Annotated in this window: 19 protein-coding genes and 1 riboswitch; of the genes, 9 read left to right on the forward strand and 10 right to left on the reverse strand. The window is 50.0% G+C overall.

Annotation, left to right across the window (positions count from 1 at the left end):
- Positions 1-61 precede the first annotated feature (61 nt).
- The 4 genes from ABE504_RS17435 to ABE504_RS17450 are packed head-to-tail and all read left to right on the forward strand — an operon-like array spanning position 62 to position 3308.
- Positions 62-760: a response regulator transcription factor gene (locus tag ABE504_RS17435; protein ID WP_430091014.1), complete on the forward strand. Its 699-nt coding sequence runs from the start codon at positions 62-64 to the stop codon at positions 758-760.
- A 1-nt stretch (position 761) separates the two neighbouring features.
- On the forward strand, positions 762-1697 hold the full coding sequence (locus ABE504_RS17440) for a sensor histidine kinase (RefSeq protein WP_430091016.1): 936 nt from the start codon (positions 762-764) through the stop codon (positions 1695-1697).
- Positions 1698-1711: 14 nt separating this feature from the next.
- Entirely contained in the window at positions 1712-2653 is a 942-nt protein-coding gene (locus ABE504_RS17445) for an ABC transporter ATP-binding protein (RefSeq protein ID WP_430091018.1), read from the forward strand.
- On the forward strand, positions 2628-3308 hold the full coding sequence (locus tag ABE504_RS17450; RefSeq protein WP_430091020.1) for an ABC transporter permease: 681 nt from the start codon (positions 2628-2630) through the stop codon (positions 3306-3308). Before ABE504_RS17445 ends, ABE504_RS17450 begins: the two co-directional genes overlap by 26 nt.
- Before the next feature lie 69 nt (positions 3309-3377).
- On the opposite strand, the gene ABE504_RS17455 is transcribed toward ABE504_RS17450, so the two are convergent.
- From ABE504_RS17455 to ABE504_RS17480, 6 genes are all read right to left on the reverse strand, one after another.
- Positions 3378-3833 carry a GNAT family N-acetyltransferase gene (locus tag ABE504_RS17455; RefSeq protein ID WP_430091376.1) on the reverse strand — a complete coding sequence of 152 codons (456 nt, stop codon included), beginning with the start codon at positions 3831-3833 and terminating at the stop codon, positions 3378-3380.
- Positions 3834-3955: 122 nt separating this feature from the next.
- Complete coding sequence (locus ABE504_RS17460; protein ID WP_430091022.1) at positions 3956-4306, reverse strand: VOC family protein; 351 nt, start codon at positions 4304-4306, stop codon at positions 3956-3958.
- 268 nt (positions 4307-4574) lie between these two features.
- Positions 4575-5324 carry a stalk domain-containing protein gene (locus ABE504_RS17465; RefSeq protein ID WP_430091024.1) on the reverse strand — a complete coding sequence of 250 codons (750 nt, stop codon included), beginning with the start codon at positions 5322-5324 and terminating at the stop codon, positions 4575-4577.
- An 84-nt stretch (positions 5325-5408) separates the two neighbouring features.
- Positions 5409-6176 (reverse strand): anti-sigma factor domain-containing protein, encoded by a 768-nt coding sequence (locus tag ABE504_RS17470; RefSeq protein ID WP_430091025.1) that lies wholly within the window; start codon positions 6174-6176, stop codon positions 5409-5411.
- A gap of 4 nt (positions 6177-6180) precedes the next feature.
- Positions 6181-6747 carry a sigma-70 family RNA polymerase sigma factor gene (locus tag ABE504_RS17475; protein WP_430091027.1) on the reverse strand — a complete coding sequence of 189 codons (567 nt, stop codon included), beginning with the start codon at positions 6745-6747 and terminating at the stop codon, positions 6181-6183.
- A gap of 111 nt (positions 6748-6858) precedes the next feature.
- Entirely contained in the window at positions 6859-8226 is a 1368-nt protein-coding gene (locus tag ABE504_RS17480; RefSeq protein ID WP_430091029.1) for a hypothetical protein, read from the reverse strand.
- A gap of 244 nt (positions 8227-8470) precedes the next feature.
- Here ABE504_RS17480 and ABE504_RS17485 point away from each other — a divergent pair, with 244 nt between their 5' ends.
- Positions 8471-9955, forward strand: coding sequence for an oligosaccharide flippase family protein (locus tag ABE504_RS17485; RefSeq protein WP_430091031.1), 1485 nt, complete (start codon positions 8471-8473; stop codon positions 9953-9955).
- Positions 9956-10033: 78 nt separating this feature from the next.
- On the opposite strand, the gene ABE504_RS17490 is transcribed toward ABE504_RS17485, so the two are convergent.
- The 3 genes from ABE504_RS17490 to ABE504_RS17500 all read right to left on the reverse strand — a co-directional run bounded on the left by ABE504_RS17490 (position 10034) and on the right by ABE504_RS17500 (position 12250).
- Positions 10034-10696: a CAP domain-containing protein gene (locus ABE504_RS17490; RefSeq protein ID WP_430091033.1), complete on the reverse strand. Its 663-nt coding sequence runs from the start codon at positions 10694-10696 to the stop codon at positions 10034-10036.
- 5 nt (positions 10697-10701) lie between these two features.
- Positions 10702-10834, reverse strand: a riboswitch (cyclic di-AMP (ydaO/yuaA leader).
- A 170-nt stretch (positions 10835-11004) separates the two neighbouring features.
- On the reverse strand, positions 11005-11466 hold the full coding sequence (locus tag ABE504_RS17495; RefSeq protein WP_430091035.1) for a hypothetical protein: 462 nt from the start codon (positions 11464-11466) through the stop codon (positions 11005-11007).
- Positions 11453-12250 (reverse strand): hypothetical protein, encoded by a 798-nt coding sequence (locus ABE504_RS17500; RefSeq protein WP_430091037.1) that lies wholly within the window; start codon positions 12248-12250, stop codon positions 11453-11455. Before ABE504_RS17500 ends, ABE504_RS17495 begins: the two co-directional genes overlap by 14 nt.
- Positions 12251-12433: 183 nt before the next feature.
- Between ABE504_RS17500 and ABE504_RS17505 the strand changes: the two genes are divergently transcribed.
- The 4 genes from ABE504_RS17505 to ABE504_RS17520 are packed head-to-tail and all read left to right on the forward strand — an operon-like array spanning position 12434 to position 16588.
- Positions 12434-12676: a hypothetical protein gene (locus ABE504_RS17505; protein WP_430091039.1), complete on the forward strand. Its 243-nt coding sequence runs from the start codon at positions 12434-12436 to the stop codon at positions 12674-12676.
- A gap of 24 nt (positions 12677-12700) precedes the next feature.
- Positions 12701-13804, forward strand: coding sequence for a GerAB/ArcD/ProY family transporter (locus tag ABE504_RS17510; RefSeq protein WP_430091041.1), 1104 nt, complete (start codon positions 12701-12703; stop codon positions 13802-13804).
- Between the two features lie 40 nt (positions 13805-13844).
- Positions 13845-15419, forward strand: coding sequence for a spore germination protein (locus tag ABE504_RS17515; protein ID WP_430091043.1), 1575 nt, complete (start codon positions 13845-13847; stop codon positions 15417-15419).
- A gap of 5 nt (positions 15420-15424) precedes the next feature.
- Positions 15425-16588 (forward strand): Ger(x)C family spore germination protein, encoded by a 1164-nt coding sequence (locus tag ABE504_RS17520; RefSeq protein ID WP_430091045.1) that lies wholly within the window; start codon positions 15425-15427, stop codon positions 16586-16588.
- 18 nt (positions 16589-16606) lie between these two features.
- Here the strand turns inward: ABE504_RS17520 and ABE504_RS17525 are convergent, their stop codons facing one another.
- Positions 16607-17008, reverse strand: coding sequence for a MarR family winged helix-turn-helix transcriptional regulator (locus tag ABE504_RS17525; protein WP_430091047.1), 402 nt, complete (start codon positions 17006-17008; stop codon positions 16607-16609).
- Between the last annotated feature and the right edge of the window lie 11 nt (positions 17009-17019).

A 17019-nucleotide genomic window follows, 5' to 3' on the forward strand; every position in this document is an offset into this window, starting at 1 on the left:
TTCGAGGCTTCAAGACGGTATACTGAGTGCAAACTGTCGAAAAGGGGGCCGCGATAGCGCCATGCCTCATCGGATATTACTCGTGGAGGACGATTTCTCCATCGCCGAGATGGTCCGCCATCATTTAGAAAAAGAGCAGTTAACCGTCGAGCACGCCGCGGACGGCGAGTTCGCCCTGCGGTTGTTCGCAGCGCATACGTATGCGCTCCTTCTGCTTGACCTCATGCTGCCCGGCGTGGACGGGCTTGAAGTGCTGCGCCGCGTCCGCAGCGAAAGCACCGTGCCGGTTCTGATCCTTTCTGCGAAAGACACTGACGTGGAGAAAGCATTGGGTCTCGGCTTCGGTGCGGACGATTATTTAGCGAAGCCGTTTTCGCTCATCGAGCTGTCCGCCAGAGTGAAAGCCATTCTGCGCCGCGCATCCCAGTATACCGGAGCGCCTGCGGCAGCAGAGCCCACTTTGCTGCGCGTTCATGAGCTCACGCTCGACGTGGAGGCGCATCTCGCCTATAAGAACGGCAGTCCGCTGAACTTGACGGCCAAAGAATTGCTCATCCTGAAACTGCTCATGAGCCATCCGAAGCGCGCTTTCTCCAAGGAGCAAATCTACCGCGCCGTATGGGACGATGCCTACTACGACGATTACAACGCGATTCAAGTGCATGTCTCTCGGCTCCGGGAGAAAATCGAGGACGACCCGGCCAAGCCGGCTTATATCAAAACCGTGTGGGGAATCGGCTACAAACTGGGGGAATTTTAGCATGACCGCTGTTCTGCTGATCCTCTGCCTCGCATTGATCGGGCTTGCGATCGTCCAATACCGTTTGCGTCACACGCCGAGCCGCGAACTGCGCTATATCGAAGACAAGCTTGCCCGCATTCTGGCTGAACCAACGGCAGAAAAAGTCCATTTGCATACCTCCTCCCCTCACCTGCAGGGACTGCTCACGGTGTTGAACCGGCTGCTGGAGGCCAATCGCAAACTGGACGCCACGTACGTTCGCAAAGAGCATGCGATGAAGCAAATGGTCGCCAATATGTCGCATGACCTGAAGACGCCGCTGACGGTCATTCTCGGTCTCACAGAGACGATTGCACTTGACGATCGCCTCGAATCGGATGAGCGCCAGCGTCTTGCGCGCAAAGTTCACGAGAAATCGCTGGACCTGCTGCATTTGATCCATGAAATGTTTGACCTTGCCCGGCTTGAATCCGGAGATCGCACCGTGCCGCTCGTCAAATTGGATGCTTGCGCGGTTTGTCGAAGCAGCATCCTTTTCTTTTATGAAATGATTGAATCCCACGGCCTTGAAGTCGATGTCCAGCTTCCTGAACAGCCCGTCTATATTTATGCCAATTCGGATGCCCTTGGGCGCGTGCTGCACAATCTGCTCTCCAACGCCATCCGATACGGCAATGACGGCGGGGTCGTCGGCATTGCCGTTCGGCAAGAGCCGGATAACGTAGCGATCGAGATCTGGGATCGGGGCAAAGGCATTCAAGAAGCGGATCGCGACCGCGTGTTCGAACGCCTATATACGTTGGAAGACTCCAGAAACCAGAATTTTCAAGGCAGCGGCCTTGGCTTGACCATTACGAAGCGGCTGGTCGAATTGATGGAAGGCACGATCGAGCTAACCAGCATTCCGCAGGAGCAAACCGTTTTTACGGTTCACTTTCGCCCCTGCCGCTTCTGAAAGGAACGATCCTCATGAGCTATATCCTGCAAACCAGGCAGTTAACCAAGCGCTATAAAAACCAAACCGTTGTTTCCGATGTGAATCTGCATGTCAAACGCGGGGAAATCTACGGCTTCCTCGGCCCCAACGGCGCCGGCAAAACGACGATCATGCGCATGCTGACGAACCTGATTCCGCCTACGAGCGGAGAAATTGAGCTATTCGGCAAGCCGCTTACCCCGCAGTCTTACGAAACCATGAAGCGGATCGGCAGCCTGATTGAATACCCGATCTTTTACGAGCATTTGTCCGGCTATGCCAATCTCGAACTGCACTGCCGCTACATGGGCGTCTATGACCCGCTTCTGGTGAAAGAAGCGCTGTCTTTGGTCGGCGTCGACGACCTCGGCAACAAGCCGGTCAAGCACTATTCGCTTGGTATGAAGCAGCGCCTGGCGATTGCGCGCGCCATTTCAACGAAGCCCGAGCTACTCATACTCGATGAGCCTGTGAACGGCATGGATCCGGCCGGCATACGCGAGCTCCGCGAGTTGTTTCGCATGCTGAGCAAGGAGTACGGGATGACCTTGTTTATATCGAGCCATATTTTACAGGAAATTGAGCTGTTAGCGGACACGATTGGCGTCATTCAAGGGGGCACTCTCGTCGAAGAAGTCACAATGGATGAGCTTCGCCGGCAGCATAATGCGTACATTGAAATCGTCGTGAACGATGTCAACCAGGCGGCGCTTGTGCTGGAAGATCTGGCGGCGCCGGGAGGCTACAAGATCATGGATCTCGGCACGATCCGCGTTTATGATCCCGACCTCCTGCCTTCGCGTGTCAATCGCGCGCTTGTTGAGCACGGCATTGATATCGAGGCGCTGAGCAAGAAAACCCGCTCGTTGGAAGATCATTTTCTCGATTTAATGAAAGGGGGCGCCGGCAATGCTGTGGATGCTCATTCGTCTTGAACTGTTGAAAACGCGCTGGCGCGGACTTCTGCTCAGCGTCGTACTTGCCAACCTCCTGCTTGCCTTATGGGTCGTTGGCAGCGATGTCCCAAACAATGAAGTCCGGAGCTACGACCGTGCGTTCAACTCCATCATGAATTACGTGGGCATCACGTATATTGTGTTCGCCGCCGTCGTCATGGCCCGCATGGTCATTGACGAATACCGCAACAAGACGATTACGCTGATCTTCGCGTACCCGGTGCCGCGCCGCATGCTTTTTACAGCGAAACTCATCATCATTTGGATATGGACGTTTCTGACGGTCGTGGTGGGCAATGTTTTCGTGGTGTTGTTCCTGCTTGCGGCAAACACCCGTTACCACTACATTGAGGAAACACTTACGACAGACCGATTGCTGATGGAAGCCGTGCGCATCGTTATTTTCGCTGTGGCATCCGCCGGGATGGCGCTGGTGCCGATGTACTTCGGCATGCTTCGCAAAACGATGCCCGCGCTCCTGGTCAGCTCCTTCGTGCTGTCCAATGGCGCGATGATGATTGTCAACAACGAAGCCATCTATCAGAACATTCGCATGTTCTCAATGCTGGCGCTCTGTTATGTGGCGATTGGCGTCATATTTGCTTATGGCGGCATGCGCAGGCATCACTTGTAAGCTGCCCTGCACACGCAAAACAGCGGAGCAAGCCTCTACGCTTGCTCCGCTACTGGATTGCCTCGTCCGCTACAGCTCCAACGTCATAAACAAACTGTTCGGATCCTCGGTATAATCCGCAAATGGCCCGCATTCCTTGAAGCCAAAGCTCACATAAAGTCTCACCGCCGGCGCAAAAGCTTCCATGGAACCGGTTTCCAGGTTCAGCCGCTTGTAGCCGCGATCTTTCGCTTCACTCACGATATGATCGAGCATGCGTCTTGCGACACCATTGCGCAGATGCTGCGAGGCCGTCCGCATCGACTTCACTTCGCCCTCTTGCCCGCTCAGCTCCTTGAGCGCTCCAATACCGAGCAATTCGCCATGTTCCCAAACCGACCAGAACGTAATTTCCGGCTTCTTCAGCCCGTCAAGATTCAGGGCATGCACGCTCTCCGGCGGCGATGCGGTGAACATGCCTTGCAAGTGTTCCGCTATAAGGGCAATGACTTCAGAGCCAGTCAAGTCGTCTTTCTTAATGTCCATTGTTCCCCATGCCTCCACTCCACTCCACTTCACTCCTAGTACTCCTTGTATCATAGCGGACAACAGCTTATTTTGAAAAGCAATCCACGACAGTTTTGTGATCCAGCACAAACCATCCCAATTTAACTGTGAGCCAACAGGTTAATCAACTTCCCGAAGGGATCACGGACATAGAAACGCCTAACGCCCCACGGCTCATTCACAGGCCCGTATTCAATCGGAATCCCTGCACGCTGGATTCTGTCAAGCGCTTCATCCAGATCGTCGACTTCAATCGATAGATCAGGTACAGGCGTAGAAGAGCCTCCCTCTGAGGCGAAGCTAATCTGAACATCCATTGCTTCGTGCGAGCCATAGGTAGCAACCCACCCATGATCCATCAGCACATCAAGGCCAAGCACCTCCTGATAAAAGTGTTTAGCTGCCGTGGTCTCCTGCACGGCAATGTTGCAGACAATCCGTTTAACCCTCATGTTCAACCTCCTTCTCTCCGCTCTTACTCGTCAAATGAGGTAAAAAAACATCCTGGAGAATCGTCCTCGCCTTTTTGAGACTGGGCGTATCCAGCTGTGTCACTGAGTTGACCTAAGGCGCCTAAAACATTATTGGTGCAATGGAAATATTAATTGTACTATAGTTTTCCATAAGAACCAATTCGTTCAGAAAAATCTCCGTTGGCATAATTACGTGGACAACAAAAAAATCCCATGATCTCACGTAAGAGACCCATGGGATTTTTCTTTATTTTACGGTAATTTTCCCCTTCATGAAATCCTTATGCGGCTCACAGAAGTAGGTGTACACGCCGGGCTTCGTAAGCGTAACGCTTTCGGACTCCCCTGCCCCAAGCAGGGCCGTGTGAAAACTGCCATCGTCCGCTACCGCATTGTGCTTCACCGTATCTTTATTCGTGAACACAATCGTCGAACCCGCCTCAACCGTGATGTCGGTGTCGCTGAAAGCGAAGCCCTGCATGTTAATGTAGTACGTCTTGGCAACGGATTGACCAGAACCCGTAACGAGATTTACGGTTCTTGTCGCACTGTCGTACTGAACGTTAACGCCGAACACTTCCGCCAGAAAACGGGAATGCACGAATGTCGTGCTGTTGATGAGCTGAGCCGGCCCGACCATAGTCACCTGCATGCCATCCACATCGGCAGATGAGGAGCCGATAGACAGCTTGACCGTCTTCCCGCCTTTCGTAACGGTTACCGTTTGCGTTGACGCTTCATAGCCCACTTCTGCGCCGATTCCCTCGGCAAAGGCACGATAGGGAACAAAAAGCGAGTCATCGATCAGGTACGACTCATCGAGCGCCAGCGGACTGCCATTCAACGTAATCGTCATATCCGATTTGACTTGTTCGGCGGACGCCATGAGGCTGCCCCCCATCGGCATCGGCATGTTGTGATCTGCGGCGGCAGCCGGAACGGCGAGCGCAGCCAGTAAGCTTCCGCCGATGATCCATGCGGCAATATGTTTCTTCATTGCAATATCCTCCTTCATGATCGTCGATTTGATCTCTCGATCAAGTAAACGAAGGAAACAAGACATCGGTTTGACGAAACTTCGCTATGTGCCCAAAATCTTTTTGCCCCGTGGCGCGCTTCCATTCGGATCCGGTTCGAGTGTTACGCCAAACGAATCGATGCGAAGTTCCTTGCTTTTGACCGGTATCGCATACGTCAGCATGCCGGCTCCCTGGCCGTCGACGCGCAGCGTGCCACAATTGTAGCGCTTGCCGCTCCGGTTGTACCATACTTGATAAGTCCAATCGCCTTCCGTTGGTTTAAGTCCCTGCAAATTAATAACAACATTATGGGCATCTCCGTTTTGCAGCACCCACACGGTCCCAGACGCCGTCGGCATCGTAGCCTCAACAGATTTCAGCTGGTATGTGGAGACGATCTCGGCAGGCTGGTTCAAAGCCACACTGCCCACCAGTTCCGGTGCAGCCGGCTTGCTATGCCACCAAATTCCTGCAGCAAACCCAATAATAATAGCAGCAGCGCTCGTATACACCCACGTATACGTCCGCTTTTTGTTAGACCCGATCTTTCCAGTTTGCAAAGCCTGAGACCAATCACTTCCTTCATGGTGGGAAGGTTCCGCCTGCGGCCTGGTAGCCGCCATAACCTTCGCTTTCAAATCAGCAGGTACTTCCACTTCCTCGATCTCGAACGGCAATGCCTCCCACACTTCGCTCAGCTCCTTTAATTCTTCCCGGCAGGTGACACACGCGCGAAGATGCCGTTCGAAGGCGGCACGTTCCCATTCTGTGCATTCGCCGGTCAAATAATTGATCACATAGCTGCAATCCACGATTTCCCGTTCTTCCATCACGTCATCCCTCCCTCAACGATGTCAAATGCTTGCGAAGAATTTTCAAGCCTTGATGCAGGCGGCTTTTCACCGTGCCAATGGGTTCGTTTGTACGGACGGCGATTTCGCTTAGCGTGTAGCCCTGCCAGTACATCCAATGAATCAGTTGAATTTGACTTTCAGATAAATGAACGTATGCTTTCTGAATTTGCTCGCCAAGCCATTTGCTCGACATCGCGGCATCCGGCTCGGGAGCGGTGGAGACGAACGCCTCTTCCCAATGGCTGCGGTCCAGATACAGATTCTGATCTTCCTTCCGCTTCTTGCGAAGGCAGTCAATCGTCACATTGCGGGTGATCGTAATGATCCAATTGACGAACGCGCCTTTAGCGGGATCGTATCCTTTTTGCGTTGTCCATAACCGCGTAAATACAAGCTGAACAATTTCTCTGGCTGTTTGTTCCTCTTTAGCTGACTTTAGCGCAAAAGAGTACACCAGCTTCGCATAGCGGTCGTAAAGTTCTTCCAAGGCGGGGTGATACTTATCCATGACCAGCTTCATAAGCTCCCCATCCGTTCGATTGCGCATTGTTTCCGTACACCCCGAATCGACAATGACATGGTTTTCTCTTCTACCTTAGCGGCAGCGGATCAGCTTGGCAATAGCACATTTCGAGGAATAGGCACAAGCCCGGCGATCCTACTTCGACGTAATTACCGAAGCATTCTCGGCTTTCGTTCCCGAAAACTTGGCAGGATCGATGACATACCACACATGTCCGACATCCTGGCCGGTCGTATCCCCTCTGAGCTTGTCGCCGACCCAATGGTACAGCGGATACCCTTTATAAGTCGTTTGCAGCGTCCCGTCCGAACGAACCAGCGTGCCAAAATCCGCCAGATCCACACCGGCCGGAACGGAGATGGACGATGCGTAAAAGACAGGCCATTTATCCAAACATTTTCCTTCACAATGGCTTACGCCCTTCGTATCCTGCTCGTAGTAATACAGCGATATGCCGTCTGCATCGGTCAAATAATTGCCCAGCTCGGGCTTCGTCCCGATCGAAACTCCGCCGTCAGAAGGCTGCACCGTGAACCAAACTTGATTTACGTTGTTCCCCAGCGTATCTCCCGGTTTGGCATCTTTCACAAAGAAATACAGGGGCCACCCTTTATATGTCACCTGATCCTGACCGTCAGTCCTGGTTATGCTACTAAAATCCGAGGCTTGAAATTGAGCAGGTACAATAAAGTGATCGCTGCTGTAAACCGGCCAGTTCACCAAGCATTGACCGGTACAAGCATTCGGATCCGCAACATCTTTGCTAAAATAATATAACGTCATGCCCTTCTCATCCGTCAAATAGCTGCCTGCGGCATCGCTATGCATCAGCCCCAGCGTCGGCTTCTGAAGTTCGGCAAGGATGGCCGAATCAAGCTTCCCCTTCGCTGCAAGCGAGCTGCCTAGTGTTGCCGCACCCCCGCCGCCCTTCATCGGCAGCCGAAGCGCTTCCAGCGTTCCGCTGACCATATGTACATTTCTCAAATCCGACTGCTTGGCTAAGCTTGTTAATCCCATCTTCTCTGCAAAGTCACTCACATTCGCGAATTCAAAATCCACGCCTTGCCGGTAGCCAAGCGCCTCCAGCAGCACCTTGTCATACTCTCCGGCAGTCAGTTCGGCGAGCGGATTAAACAGCTGTCCGGTAGCACCTTCCCACCCCAGTTCCGGATGCGAGCTCAAGTACCCAAGTATCGCCTGATTCTCCTTGGACAATCCGCCTAAATCCTGAAAATGGCTCGCACCGCGGTAACTCAGTGCTTCGGTTTCGAGCCCCTGCAAGCGAAGCGACATGATCGCGCCCTGAAGTCTGGTAGCCGCTTTATTCAAATATGCAGCGGTCACTCCGTTGCCTTCCCCTTGCACAATGCCTAACTGAGCGGCAATATCCGATTCACTTTGAACGCTCAGCGGTTCGGCAGCAGATGCTGCAGCAGTTGTCATCCCTCCGATAACTCCCAGCAAAAACAGCGACATATATCCAGCTCGTTTAACTATTTTCATACGTGGACGCCTCCTTCATTGGTCTACTTAAGGTAACGTGCATCCTGAGTAAACGGTTTGAAGGCGTCTCACAGAAATATCGTCATATTTCTCTTACATGAAATCGGAGTCCCATACATCCTTGAAATTGCTTTCATATGCTTCGCTTTTCTCTCTTTTCTTGGTTTGTCAAGCAGTTTGGCGTCTGCTACCCTGTGATTAAAAGACAACGCTAGATCTAACCCATGGAAAAGAGGCCGACCCTGTGCTCACCAAGCGTATCAAACTGACAGAAACCCAGCAATTTCTGCTACGGAACGTGTCCATCATCGGACTCGGACTCTTTATCAACCAAATGCTGCAAACCGTAGGCAGCATCGTGCTCGCTCGGGAGTTGAACGATCCCGACAAGTTCGGCGAAGTCAATTTGCTTCTGCAAATTTTCGGCATGGCCTCCCTTTTTCTCAATTTCGGCTTCAATTCCTCCCTCATTTACGCGTTCTCGCGAAAGCCGCTCGAAGCGGTTCAAACGAACTTTCGCGTGGCGTTCGCAGGCAGCACGATGTTTGGCTTGTTGTTCGGTATCCTGCTGTGTGCGCTGGCTCCCGTACTCGCCAATTACTATCATCTGCCGGAGCTGCGCGGCGCCATTATGCTCAGTGCGATCATGTTTATTTTTAACTCCATGCTCAATATCGGTGTCGCTTCCTTTTCCGGTAACCGGGATTTCGGGACGCAAGCCTTCTTTATGGTCACGACAACGGCGCTGTCTACGCTAGGTATGATTCTTGGTGTCCTGCTGCCGCGAGGCCGTTTGAATCTGCTTGAAAATATTTCTCTCTGGATGGGCGCAGGCGCTTTGCTGACAGCCTTTATTATTTGCCTGAAAGTTGAACGTGTGCATAAACCGAAATGGTTCGGAACCCTTCCGATGCAGGAGGTCCGCAGCATGCTTGCCTATGGGCTCCCCTCATGGGCAGGCAATATTGCAAAAGCGTTCCAGCAGCCCTTTCTCGTCATGATGGTCGGGTCCAGCTCCGTGCTGGCGGTCGGCTATTTGGCGAACGGCTTCCGCATTACCGGCTTCATCGGTATCATCACCTGGGCGTTTATGATCGTCACCCTGCCCTTCGTTGCCGAAAGCGCGCAGGACCGTGAAGAAAGCAGACGCCGCGGCACGAGCTGCATCCGGTACAACAACCTGCTCCTGTATCCGCTGACCGCGCTGATCTGCCTGTTCCCGGATCAAATCAACGGCTTTCTGTTCGGAAACAGCTACACAACCGGCGATTCGGCGGCTTACATCCGCTTGATGGCGCTTGGCGTGCTGTTCTCCTCCGTCGGCCGGCTCGGCGGCAGCATTATGGCGGGGATCGGCAAAACGAAGTCGAACTTCTGGGTCATGATCGCGGCCGGGATCTTCGTCGTCATCTTTGTTCCGCTTGTGGCGGCGAAAAGTCCTGTGCTGGCGGTCTGGATTTATACCGGGGGCTGGGCGGTTTCAGCACTGACGATGGTCGGCTTTTACTATGTGGAAAAGTTTCCGATGGACTGGTGGAAAGCCTATGGCGAGCCGCTTCTGCCGACACTTGTGATGATGGCGGCGATTGGGGCGGGCCGGCTGATCGGCTATGGATATCCCTTTTTTATCGTGCTGGGACTTCTGGCGCTGCTCGCCCTCTCCGCGCGAATTGAGCGGAACCCGCAGCCTCGCCTCTTCGGCAAGTCAGGCAGTAAGCAAACCATGTAAAATGCTATAAATATGTAGAAAAACCCGGCAACCATTGGAGGTTGCCGGGTTCTGCTTTTGCAATTATAACTGCATCATTCATGAATTGCGAATAAACTCCTGCACCCACTCGCCGTTATAATAAGCAACGCCGATTTGTGTGTAATTTGGACTCAAAATATTTTGACGGTGCCCCGCGCTGTTCATCCAGGCAGTCATCACAGCTTCGGGCGTCTGCTGGCCTTTGGCGATATTTTCGCCAGCATACGTGTAACGGATGCCGTATTGGGTCATCATATCAAATGGCGATCCATAGCTCGGCGATGTATGGTCGAAGTAACCGTTATTGTACATATCTTTCGCCTTGTCCAGCGCCATTGTACTAAGCGCGTTATTTACCGTCAAGGCGCTCAGTCCAGCTTTCGCTCGCTCTTGGTTAACCAAGGTCACAACCTGTGCCGCAAAAGCTGACTGCGAGGTGCTTGGCGCAGACGCCGCCTGCGTAGAAGGCGTAGTACTGCCTCCGGTCGATGCCCCTGGAATGTTCAGTTTCATGCCCGACCAAATCACATTCGGATTCGCGACCTGCGGATTTGCTTTAATAAGTGAAGTCAGACTCACGCCATTTTTCTGCGAAATTGTCCACATGGTGTCGTTCTTGGCTACAGTATACGTCCCGGTTGCTGCAAACGCAGCTGTTGAGCCCACCAACATCGATAGGCCGAGCGCGCCTGTCACCATCAGTTTTTTATAACGTTTCATTGCATCCATCTCCTTTTTGCGGCCTGCGAGGTTAGCTGTCGGATTCGGGTCAAAGAGTAATCACCCGGCCGCATGCGCGGCTTCACCCCGGATATTGGGTCCCCCGTGCTTCATGAAAAGCTTCGGCCTTCTAAGTTGTCAGATTCGATCCCAGGGATCTTCCAGATTGTATCATGCCTGAACGTGAAGAACATGGCACAAAATTTTCCACTCCATCATGTAAGCGCTGTCAAATATGCAGAAACCGTGACTTTTGATCCAATGTGCCACATGCAAAAATAAGCTTGATTGCTCAAGCTTTTTCACGTTTATTGCTTTAATGTACCGACGGACAGAGCACTGTATTCCCACAGGACGCGCTGCACATCATGAAAGCTCCCTTCCGGGCACTGGATAATGACCGCAAGCTCCGGAAGCCGCTCTTTTTTGCGAATCACCTTATGGAAATAGGAAGACTGCACTACCCGCGTTATCGTATACCCGAGCACAAACCCGAACAGAGCGGAAAGAATGCCTATATAAATCGGCCCCCAAGGCAACACAAAGCCGCAACTGATGCCGATGACCGACAATCCTGTCGCGCCAGCCATGCCTGCCTCGAAAGCGAGTGTCTTTTGGGACGGGTGCCACTTCGCATTCTTATCGAACCGTTCATCGTGATTATCCATCATGACGGTCATGATCTGGTGGCGCGGGAGCCCCGTTTTCTCAAGTACAGCCAACGCTTCTTCCACCTCTACCGAGTGTTCAAATGTGCTAATGATGAGCATGCGAGGGTGTCTCCTTCTCAAACAGATCCATGGAAAAAGGGGGATACCTCTCCGTAAAATACTGCTTTTGTTCGGTGCAAAAGAGTGTGTTAAGGTCGTGTGCCGTCATATAGGCATCGTACATCGCACCGAAAATAACCGATGGCATAAAGAGCAGCCACTGCGGATCGAGCATCGCCGTCGCTTCCTTGACATGCCCCAAAACCATATGAATAGCGGCTTCATGCGAGTGCGACAGCGTTAAATACACGAACCACCAGAATACTCCGTAAAATCCTAAAGCAAGCCGATTATTATAAATTTGACCTAATCCTGGAAAGACGAAAGAACAGAACATCGCAGCCCCAGGTCTTTTAAACCCGATTTGATCAATGGTCAGCGGCTTGATAATAAACGGCACGATCCGCGCACCCTCGAGCTTGGCCAAATGATATTGCTTGTTCGCCGCAACCGCTTTAATATAACTGTCCCATATAGCAAATAAATAAACGATCGCATAAGCGAGAACCCACTTCGTCTCTAGGACTTGCGCCGCCAAATACGCTCTTCCGCTAAATGAGTAGTATATCGCCTGATTGATATGCGCGAGTGAGTTAATGACAACTTCCCAGCCCGACAGTAAAAAACCGCGTATAAACTGGTGCAGCAAAAAATGCCCGAAGCCCGGGAACGTGACGGACCACCAGGCAATGATGATCGGATTTTGCCAGCGAAGCATAGTGATGCCGTCGGTTGATATGATGGCCTGCGTTCTGCGAGGGCGCTGTGCAAATAACGAATCCATTCCAATCAATTCCCCTTCTCTCTATGTCTAGCCATACCAATTCCTTTTACAAATATACCCATTTCCATCCAATCTTTAAACGGATGGTTCGACAATTCAATCAGGTTTGGAAGAATAATGTAATTCTCCAATGGAAAAGATAACGCTGACCACAAAGCTACAAAGTCTGAAGGTGTTAACCCATTGGCTGAGAAATTACTCGTCTTTGTACTGATCTTCATTCAGCTTTCCATTGCGGATACACGTAACTTGAGAAAGGCTGATCGAGCTGAAAGAGCTGCATATCTTGCAACAATGCTTGTCATACTTTACCTTGCTTCGATCTATATTTTTGACAAGAATTGGCTTAATTACAACGATATCATTAATTTGATATTCTTAGCCCCCGCCGAAAAAATCGTGAATACTTTAAAAGGATCTTCCTAATCACAATTGAGGGGGACACAAGGCATGAATAGACAAGAACAGATATCCTTATCCCAGCTATATGCTTTATTCATTATTACCATAATTGGATCTGCGATCGTTAATATTCCCCAACCCCTGTTAAATGCGGCTCATAACGGCGCTTGGATTTCCATTTTGTTAGCAAGTTTATTAGGGATTATCCTTTTGTGTTGCATTCATGTTATTTACCTAAAATACCCTGATCTCACGATTTTCGAGTATGCCAAACGAATTTTAGGTAAATGGCTCGGAACGTTCATCCTGATTCCGTTTTTATCCATGCCGCTAATTCTACTTCCCAACATTATCGCGGATATCGGAGTATTTTTCACCTCGACCATGATGAAGGAAACGCCAAACTATGTCTTTAACTTAATCATCATTTTTACAGCGGCAATGACAGTAAAGGCCGGGATTGAAGTTATGGCAAGACTTTTTACCTTTCTTTTGATCATCATGTGCATATCCGTCATTATTGTTCTGGCGTTAGTTCTCCCACTTTACCATACGGAATTTTTATTGCCCATGCTCCCCGACGGATGGAAGCCCGTCATCCACGGCGCCTATATCTCCTCCAGTTTTCCGTTTACAGACGTCGTTTTTTTGTCCGTGCTGCTGCCTTTCACGCGAAAAGAGCAAGGAAATAAAACGGGCAGCCGACTATTTATCGCCTTTCTCTTTGCAACAGGAAGTCTTCTTCTAGTTACGATATGCAGTAATATGATCTTGGGAAATGTTGCAGGCAATATGAAATATTCCCTATACCAACTTGGACGTTTGATTAATGTCGGGGAGGTTATGGAACGAGTTGAAATGTTAATTGGGATTACACTAATTGTTGGATCTTATATGAAAGCTTCAATTATTCTATTCAGTCTCACATTAGGAATCTCGCAAGTATTTGGGCTTCCCAACCCTAAGATCCTCATTTATCCAATCGGTTGGATTATCTTTTTTTTAAGTATCACCATGTATGCCGATCAATCGGAATTTATTGAGAATGTTTCTGTCATTAGGCCTTTAATGAGCGTTGTCGTCTCTGTAATTCCAATTCTGATTCTGACGATCGCGGCCTTGGTTAAGAAATCGATAACTAACATAGAATAGATCTTCTTGCGTTCATTTCAGACCAAACGAGGGATTGCAGATGAATTTTCGGTTTTTTAGTCCTAAACGTTCCTTCAACGCCATGCCGTCACCCCATTTGACGGATCCTTCACAGGAAACATACATGTCTACTTCTTCAATCTCAACAAAATTGGAAGAAAACCGGAGCGAGATAGAAACGATCTTCTCCGAGTGTGCGGATTTCACCGTAGAATCCTGGAGCTATGGACCCTATATGGAATATCGAGCATTCTCTTGTTATTTCACCACTTTGATTCAGCAGAAAAAATTCAACTTCATGAAAGAGACACTTGAAGATCTTGTTTCGAATGAAGGACTAGCCTCCGATTCAATCACCCCGAAGGACATCATTACCTTCTTCAACAATAACGGTGTGTCTACACAAACTGCGGAAATCATCGACAGCTTTGATGATGCGGTTCGCCGCGTATTAAGCGGCGACATTGTTATTTTTATAGGAGATTGGGATAAAGCGCTTGGTTACAAAGCGATGGGGCTTTCCACCCGACAGATTACGGAGCCGGTAACCGAGCCTGTCGTGCAAGGCCCGCGAATGAGTACTATCGAAGATATGAACAGTAATATCGGCTTGATCCGCAATTTAATGAAATCGCCCAAATTTAAGATCGTCATCGTCACCGTTGGCCAAGAGTTACGGCGGGAAATTTCGTACGGATATTTGGAAGGTTCCGTTAATCCGGAGACGCTAACCGAATTCCAAAGGCGAATTGCCGATGTGGAAAAGGAAGATATCATCGACACCTCCTATCTGGAAGAATGGATTGGCGAAAACTCGATCACCCCCTTCCCGGCCGTTCGTTATACTGAACGACCCGATGCTGCGGTGGGGGCCTTGCTTGACGGCAAGATTATTGCCATGGTCAATGGATCGCCCAGCATTCTCATCTGCCCTGTCAGTTTTTTTGAATTTTTTACGACGAGTGAAGATTACTACCATCGATCTGTTTTTTCCAGTCTCATCCGGTCTATTCGATTTATCGCGTTCCTGATTGCCTTATTGTTGCCCAGCACCTACATCGCATTGTCAACGTTTCACTCTGAGTTGATTCCAACGGTACTGCTGCTTGCCTTACTGGATACCAGAGAGGGTATCCCATTCCCTGCCTTTTTTGAAGCACTTCTAATGGAGTTTTTCTTCGAGCTTTTGCGGGAAGCAGGCTTGCGTCTCCCGCGTCCAATCGGATCAGCAGTGAGTATCGTCGGCGCGCTAGTGATCGGTCAGGCCGCGATACAAGCCAAAATCGCTTCGCCTGTCATGGTTATCATTGTGTCACTTACAGGAATAGCATCATTTGCGCTTCCGCAATACAACATGGGGATTGCTTTGCGCATTTTGCGCTTCCCTCTTATGGTACTTGCCTTTACCTTAGGAGGATTTGGCGTCATGATCGGAATTCTGTGGATGCTGTTACATCTAACCTGCCTGCGTTCATTAGGACAACCCTATTTGTCACCGATTGCTCCTATGCACTTCAAACAATTAAGAGATATCTTTATACGCGTTTCCCGAAAAAAACTGCTTGAATCACCGAGGAACCAGCATCGGCATGCAGTTGAGAAGGAAAGGAAGTAAGCTTCATGAGGTACACCCTTACGACATGTATTAGCCTTCTTTTACTAGGGACGCTATGCGGATGTTGGAACAAAGCGGAGTTGACCGAATTCGGCTTTGTGCAGGCCGTTGCTGTCGACCAATCAAAGGATGGGAAGATTGAACTGACGACCCACTTTTATTTGCCATCGAGTGGGGAAGCAAGCAGCGGTAGTCGCCCAGGCCGCAAAGGTGTAAGCATTGTTACAAAAGGGGAATCTGCTTTCGACGCTGTCCGCGACATCCCCATCCACTTTGGCAGAAAAGCGAAATGGGATCATTTCAGAGTCATTATTATCGGGGAGGATTTCGCCAAAAAGAATGAAATTAACCACTTTCTGGATTATTTCATGCGTGATCACGAACCTAGAGAAAATGTCTTTGTCTTGATTGCGAAAGGAAAGGCTGGCGAGGTTTTAAGCCTAAAGCCGTTTATAGAGAGCACAATAGGCCAGCAAATCAGACGAATGATTGAATCGGGGGCCAAATATAATGCGAAGACATCCAAGGTTCCGCTCCTTGACCTAGCCAATCAATTGAACAGCGAAACGAGTATCGCCATGCTCCCTTATATTCAGATCGACCATAAGCCGGAATTGGCATCTGTCGCAGGAATTGCAGCAATTAAAAATGGCTTATTAGCAGGCACATTGAGTCCCGAAGATGTCCAGTCGCTACTAATGATACTCAATCAGTACAAAAGTGGGATTATCATTTTCCCCTGCTCGGGTTATTCCTTGTCAGACATCGAACACAATGAATCCCTTGAGGTTATGTCTGCTGTCGGTAAGATAACACCGCGCCTGCAAAATAATACCGTCATCACGCAGATAACTGTCAAGTTAAAGGGATCCATCGGGGAGCTCAAATGCAGCAAGGTTCGTTCAAAAGCGGATGGAAAGCGACTTGAACAACAAATCCAACAAAACATCGAGGTTAGCTTGAAACATACGATTTCCAAATTGCAACAGGAGAAATGGGATCTTCTTGGCATTGGAAATAAAATGTATAGAAAAAATCCGGCTCTATGGAAACAGCTGAAGCCGAATTGGGACGATTTTTTTTCGAACAGCACATTTGAATTTAACATTCAGGTACAGATAAAGAACTCCGGGCAAGACATCAGCATTCCTTTTTCGGTGAAAAAATGAACACACATCGATTTCGTATCAGATTCCGTCGCTCCGGGTCAGGAATCCAATCCGATTCAATTCCTGCAAATGGATTTCGGAAAGCCTTTCCAATAAGATTCTCCCTTTATGCGTCAAGTGAATGAAAGTGCTTCGGCCATCTTCCAAGTTCGGTCTGCGTTCAATGATGCCCATTTGCTTGCAGCGATTGATCAACCCCGTACATGCGTGGTGACTCAACTGGAGCTTCTCTGCCAGTTCCGAAGGCGTGGCATACTCTCTTTCCGGAAAGCCCATAATGGCCAGCAGCAATTGATGGGATTGTGGGGTTAATCCAATTTGGCGCACGGCTTGCTCGCTAAAATGGACAAAACAACGAAGCCGGTACCGGAAGTTGGCTAACTGCTCGTACATGTGTTTGTCGACAGTTTTATTTTCCATAAAGCCTGCCC

Origin of the sequence: Paenibacillus oryzisoli (genome assembly GCF_050467285.1) — a bacterium.
Classification (GTDB): domain Bacteria; phylum Bacillota; class Bacilli; order Paenibacillales; family NBRC-103111; genus Paenibacillus_E; species Paenibacillus_E oryzisoli_A.

What these genes read in the sequence shown, in the direction of transcription:
- ABE504_RS17520 (WP_430091045.1), top strand. Translation starts at nt 15,425, where the DNA reads ATGAGGTACACCCTTACGACATGTATTAGCCTTCTTTTACTAGGGACG.
- ABE504_RS17450 (WP_430091020.1), top strand. Translation starts at nt 2,628, where the DNA reads ATGCTGTGGATGCTCATTCGTCTTGAACTGTTGAAAACGCGCTGGCGC.
- ABE504_RS17500 (WP_430091037.1), bottom strand. Translation starts at nt 12,250, where the DNA reads ATGGATTCGTTATTTGCACAGCGCCCTCGCAGAACGCAGGCCATCATA.
- ABE504_RS17455 (WP_430091376.1), bottom strand. Translation starts at nt 3,833, where the DNA reads ATGGACATTAAGAAAGACGACTTGACTGGCTCTGAAGTCATTGCCCTT.
- ABE504_RS17525 (WP_430091047.1), bottom strand. Translation starts at nt 17,008, where the DNA reads ATGGAAAATAAAACTGTCGACAAACACATGTACGAGCAGTTAGCCAAC.
- ABE504_RS17465 (WP_430091024.1), bottom strand. Translation starts at nt 5,324, where the DNA reads ATGAAGAAACATATTGCCGCATGGATCATCGGCGGAAGCTTACTGGCT.
- ABE504_RS17495 (WP_430091035.1), bottom strand. Translation starts at nt 11,466, where the DNA reads ATGCTCATCATTAGCACATTTGAACACTCGGTAGAGGTGGAAGAAGCG.
- ABE504_RS17490 (WP_430091033.1), bottom strand. Translation starts at nt 10,696, where the DNA reads ATGAAACGTTATAAAAAACTGATGGTGACAGGCGCGCTCGGCCTATCG.
- ABE504_RS17480 (WP_430091029.1), bottom strand. Translation starts at nt 8,226, where the DNA reads ATGAAAATAGTTAAACGAGCTGGATATATGTCGCTGTTTTTGCTGGGA.
- ABE504_RS17475 (WP_430091027.1), bottom strand. Translation starts at nt 6,747, where the DNA reads ATGCGCAATCGAACGGATGGGGAGCTTATGAAGCTGGTCATGGATAAG.
- ABE504_RS17515 (WP_430091043.1), top strand. Translation starts at nt 13,845, where the DNA reads ATGAATTTTCGGTTTTTTAGTCCTAAACGTTCCTTCAACGCCATGCCG.
- ABE504_RS17460 (WP_430091022.1), bottom strand. Translation starts at nt 4,306, where the DNA reads ATGAGGGTTAAACGGATTGTCTGCAACATTGCCGTGCAGGAGACCACG.
- ABE504_RS17510 (WP_430091041.1), top strand. Translation starts at nt 12,701, where the DNA reads ATGAATAGACAAGAACAGATATCCTTATCCCAGCTATATGCTTTATTC.
- ABE504_RS17435 (WP_430091014.1), top strand. Translation starts at nt 62, where the DNA reads ATGCCTCATCGGATATTACTCGTGGAGGACGATTTCTCCATCGCCGAG.
- ABE504_RS17445 (WP_430091018.1), top strand. Translation starts at nt 1,712, where the DNA reads ATGAGCTATATCCTGCAAACCAGGCAGTTAACCAAGCGCTATAAAAAC.
- ABE504_RS17440 (WP_430091016.1), top strand. Translation starts at nt 762, where the DNA reads ATGACCGCTGTTCTGCTGATCCTCTGCCTCGCATTGATCGGGCTTGCG.
- ABE504_RS17470 (WP_430091025.1), bottom strand. Translation starts at nt 6,176, where the DNA reads ATGGAAGAACGGGAAATCGTGGATTGCAGCTATGTGATCAATTATTTG.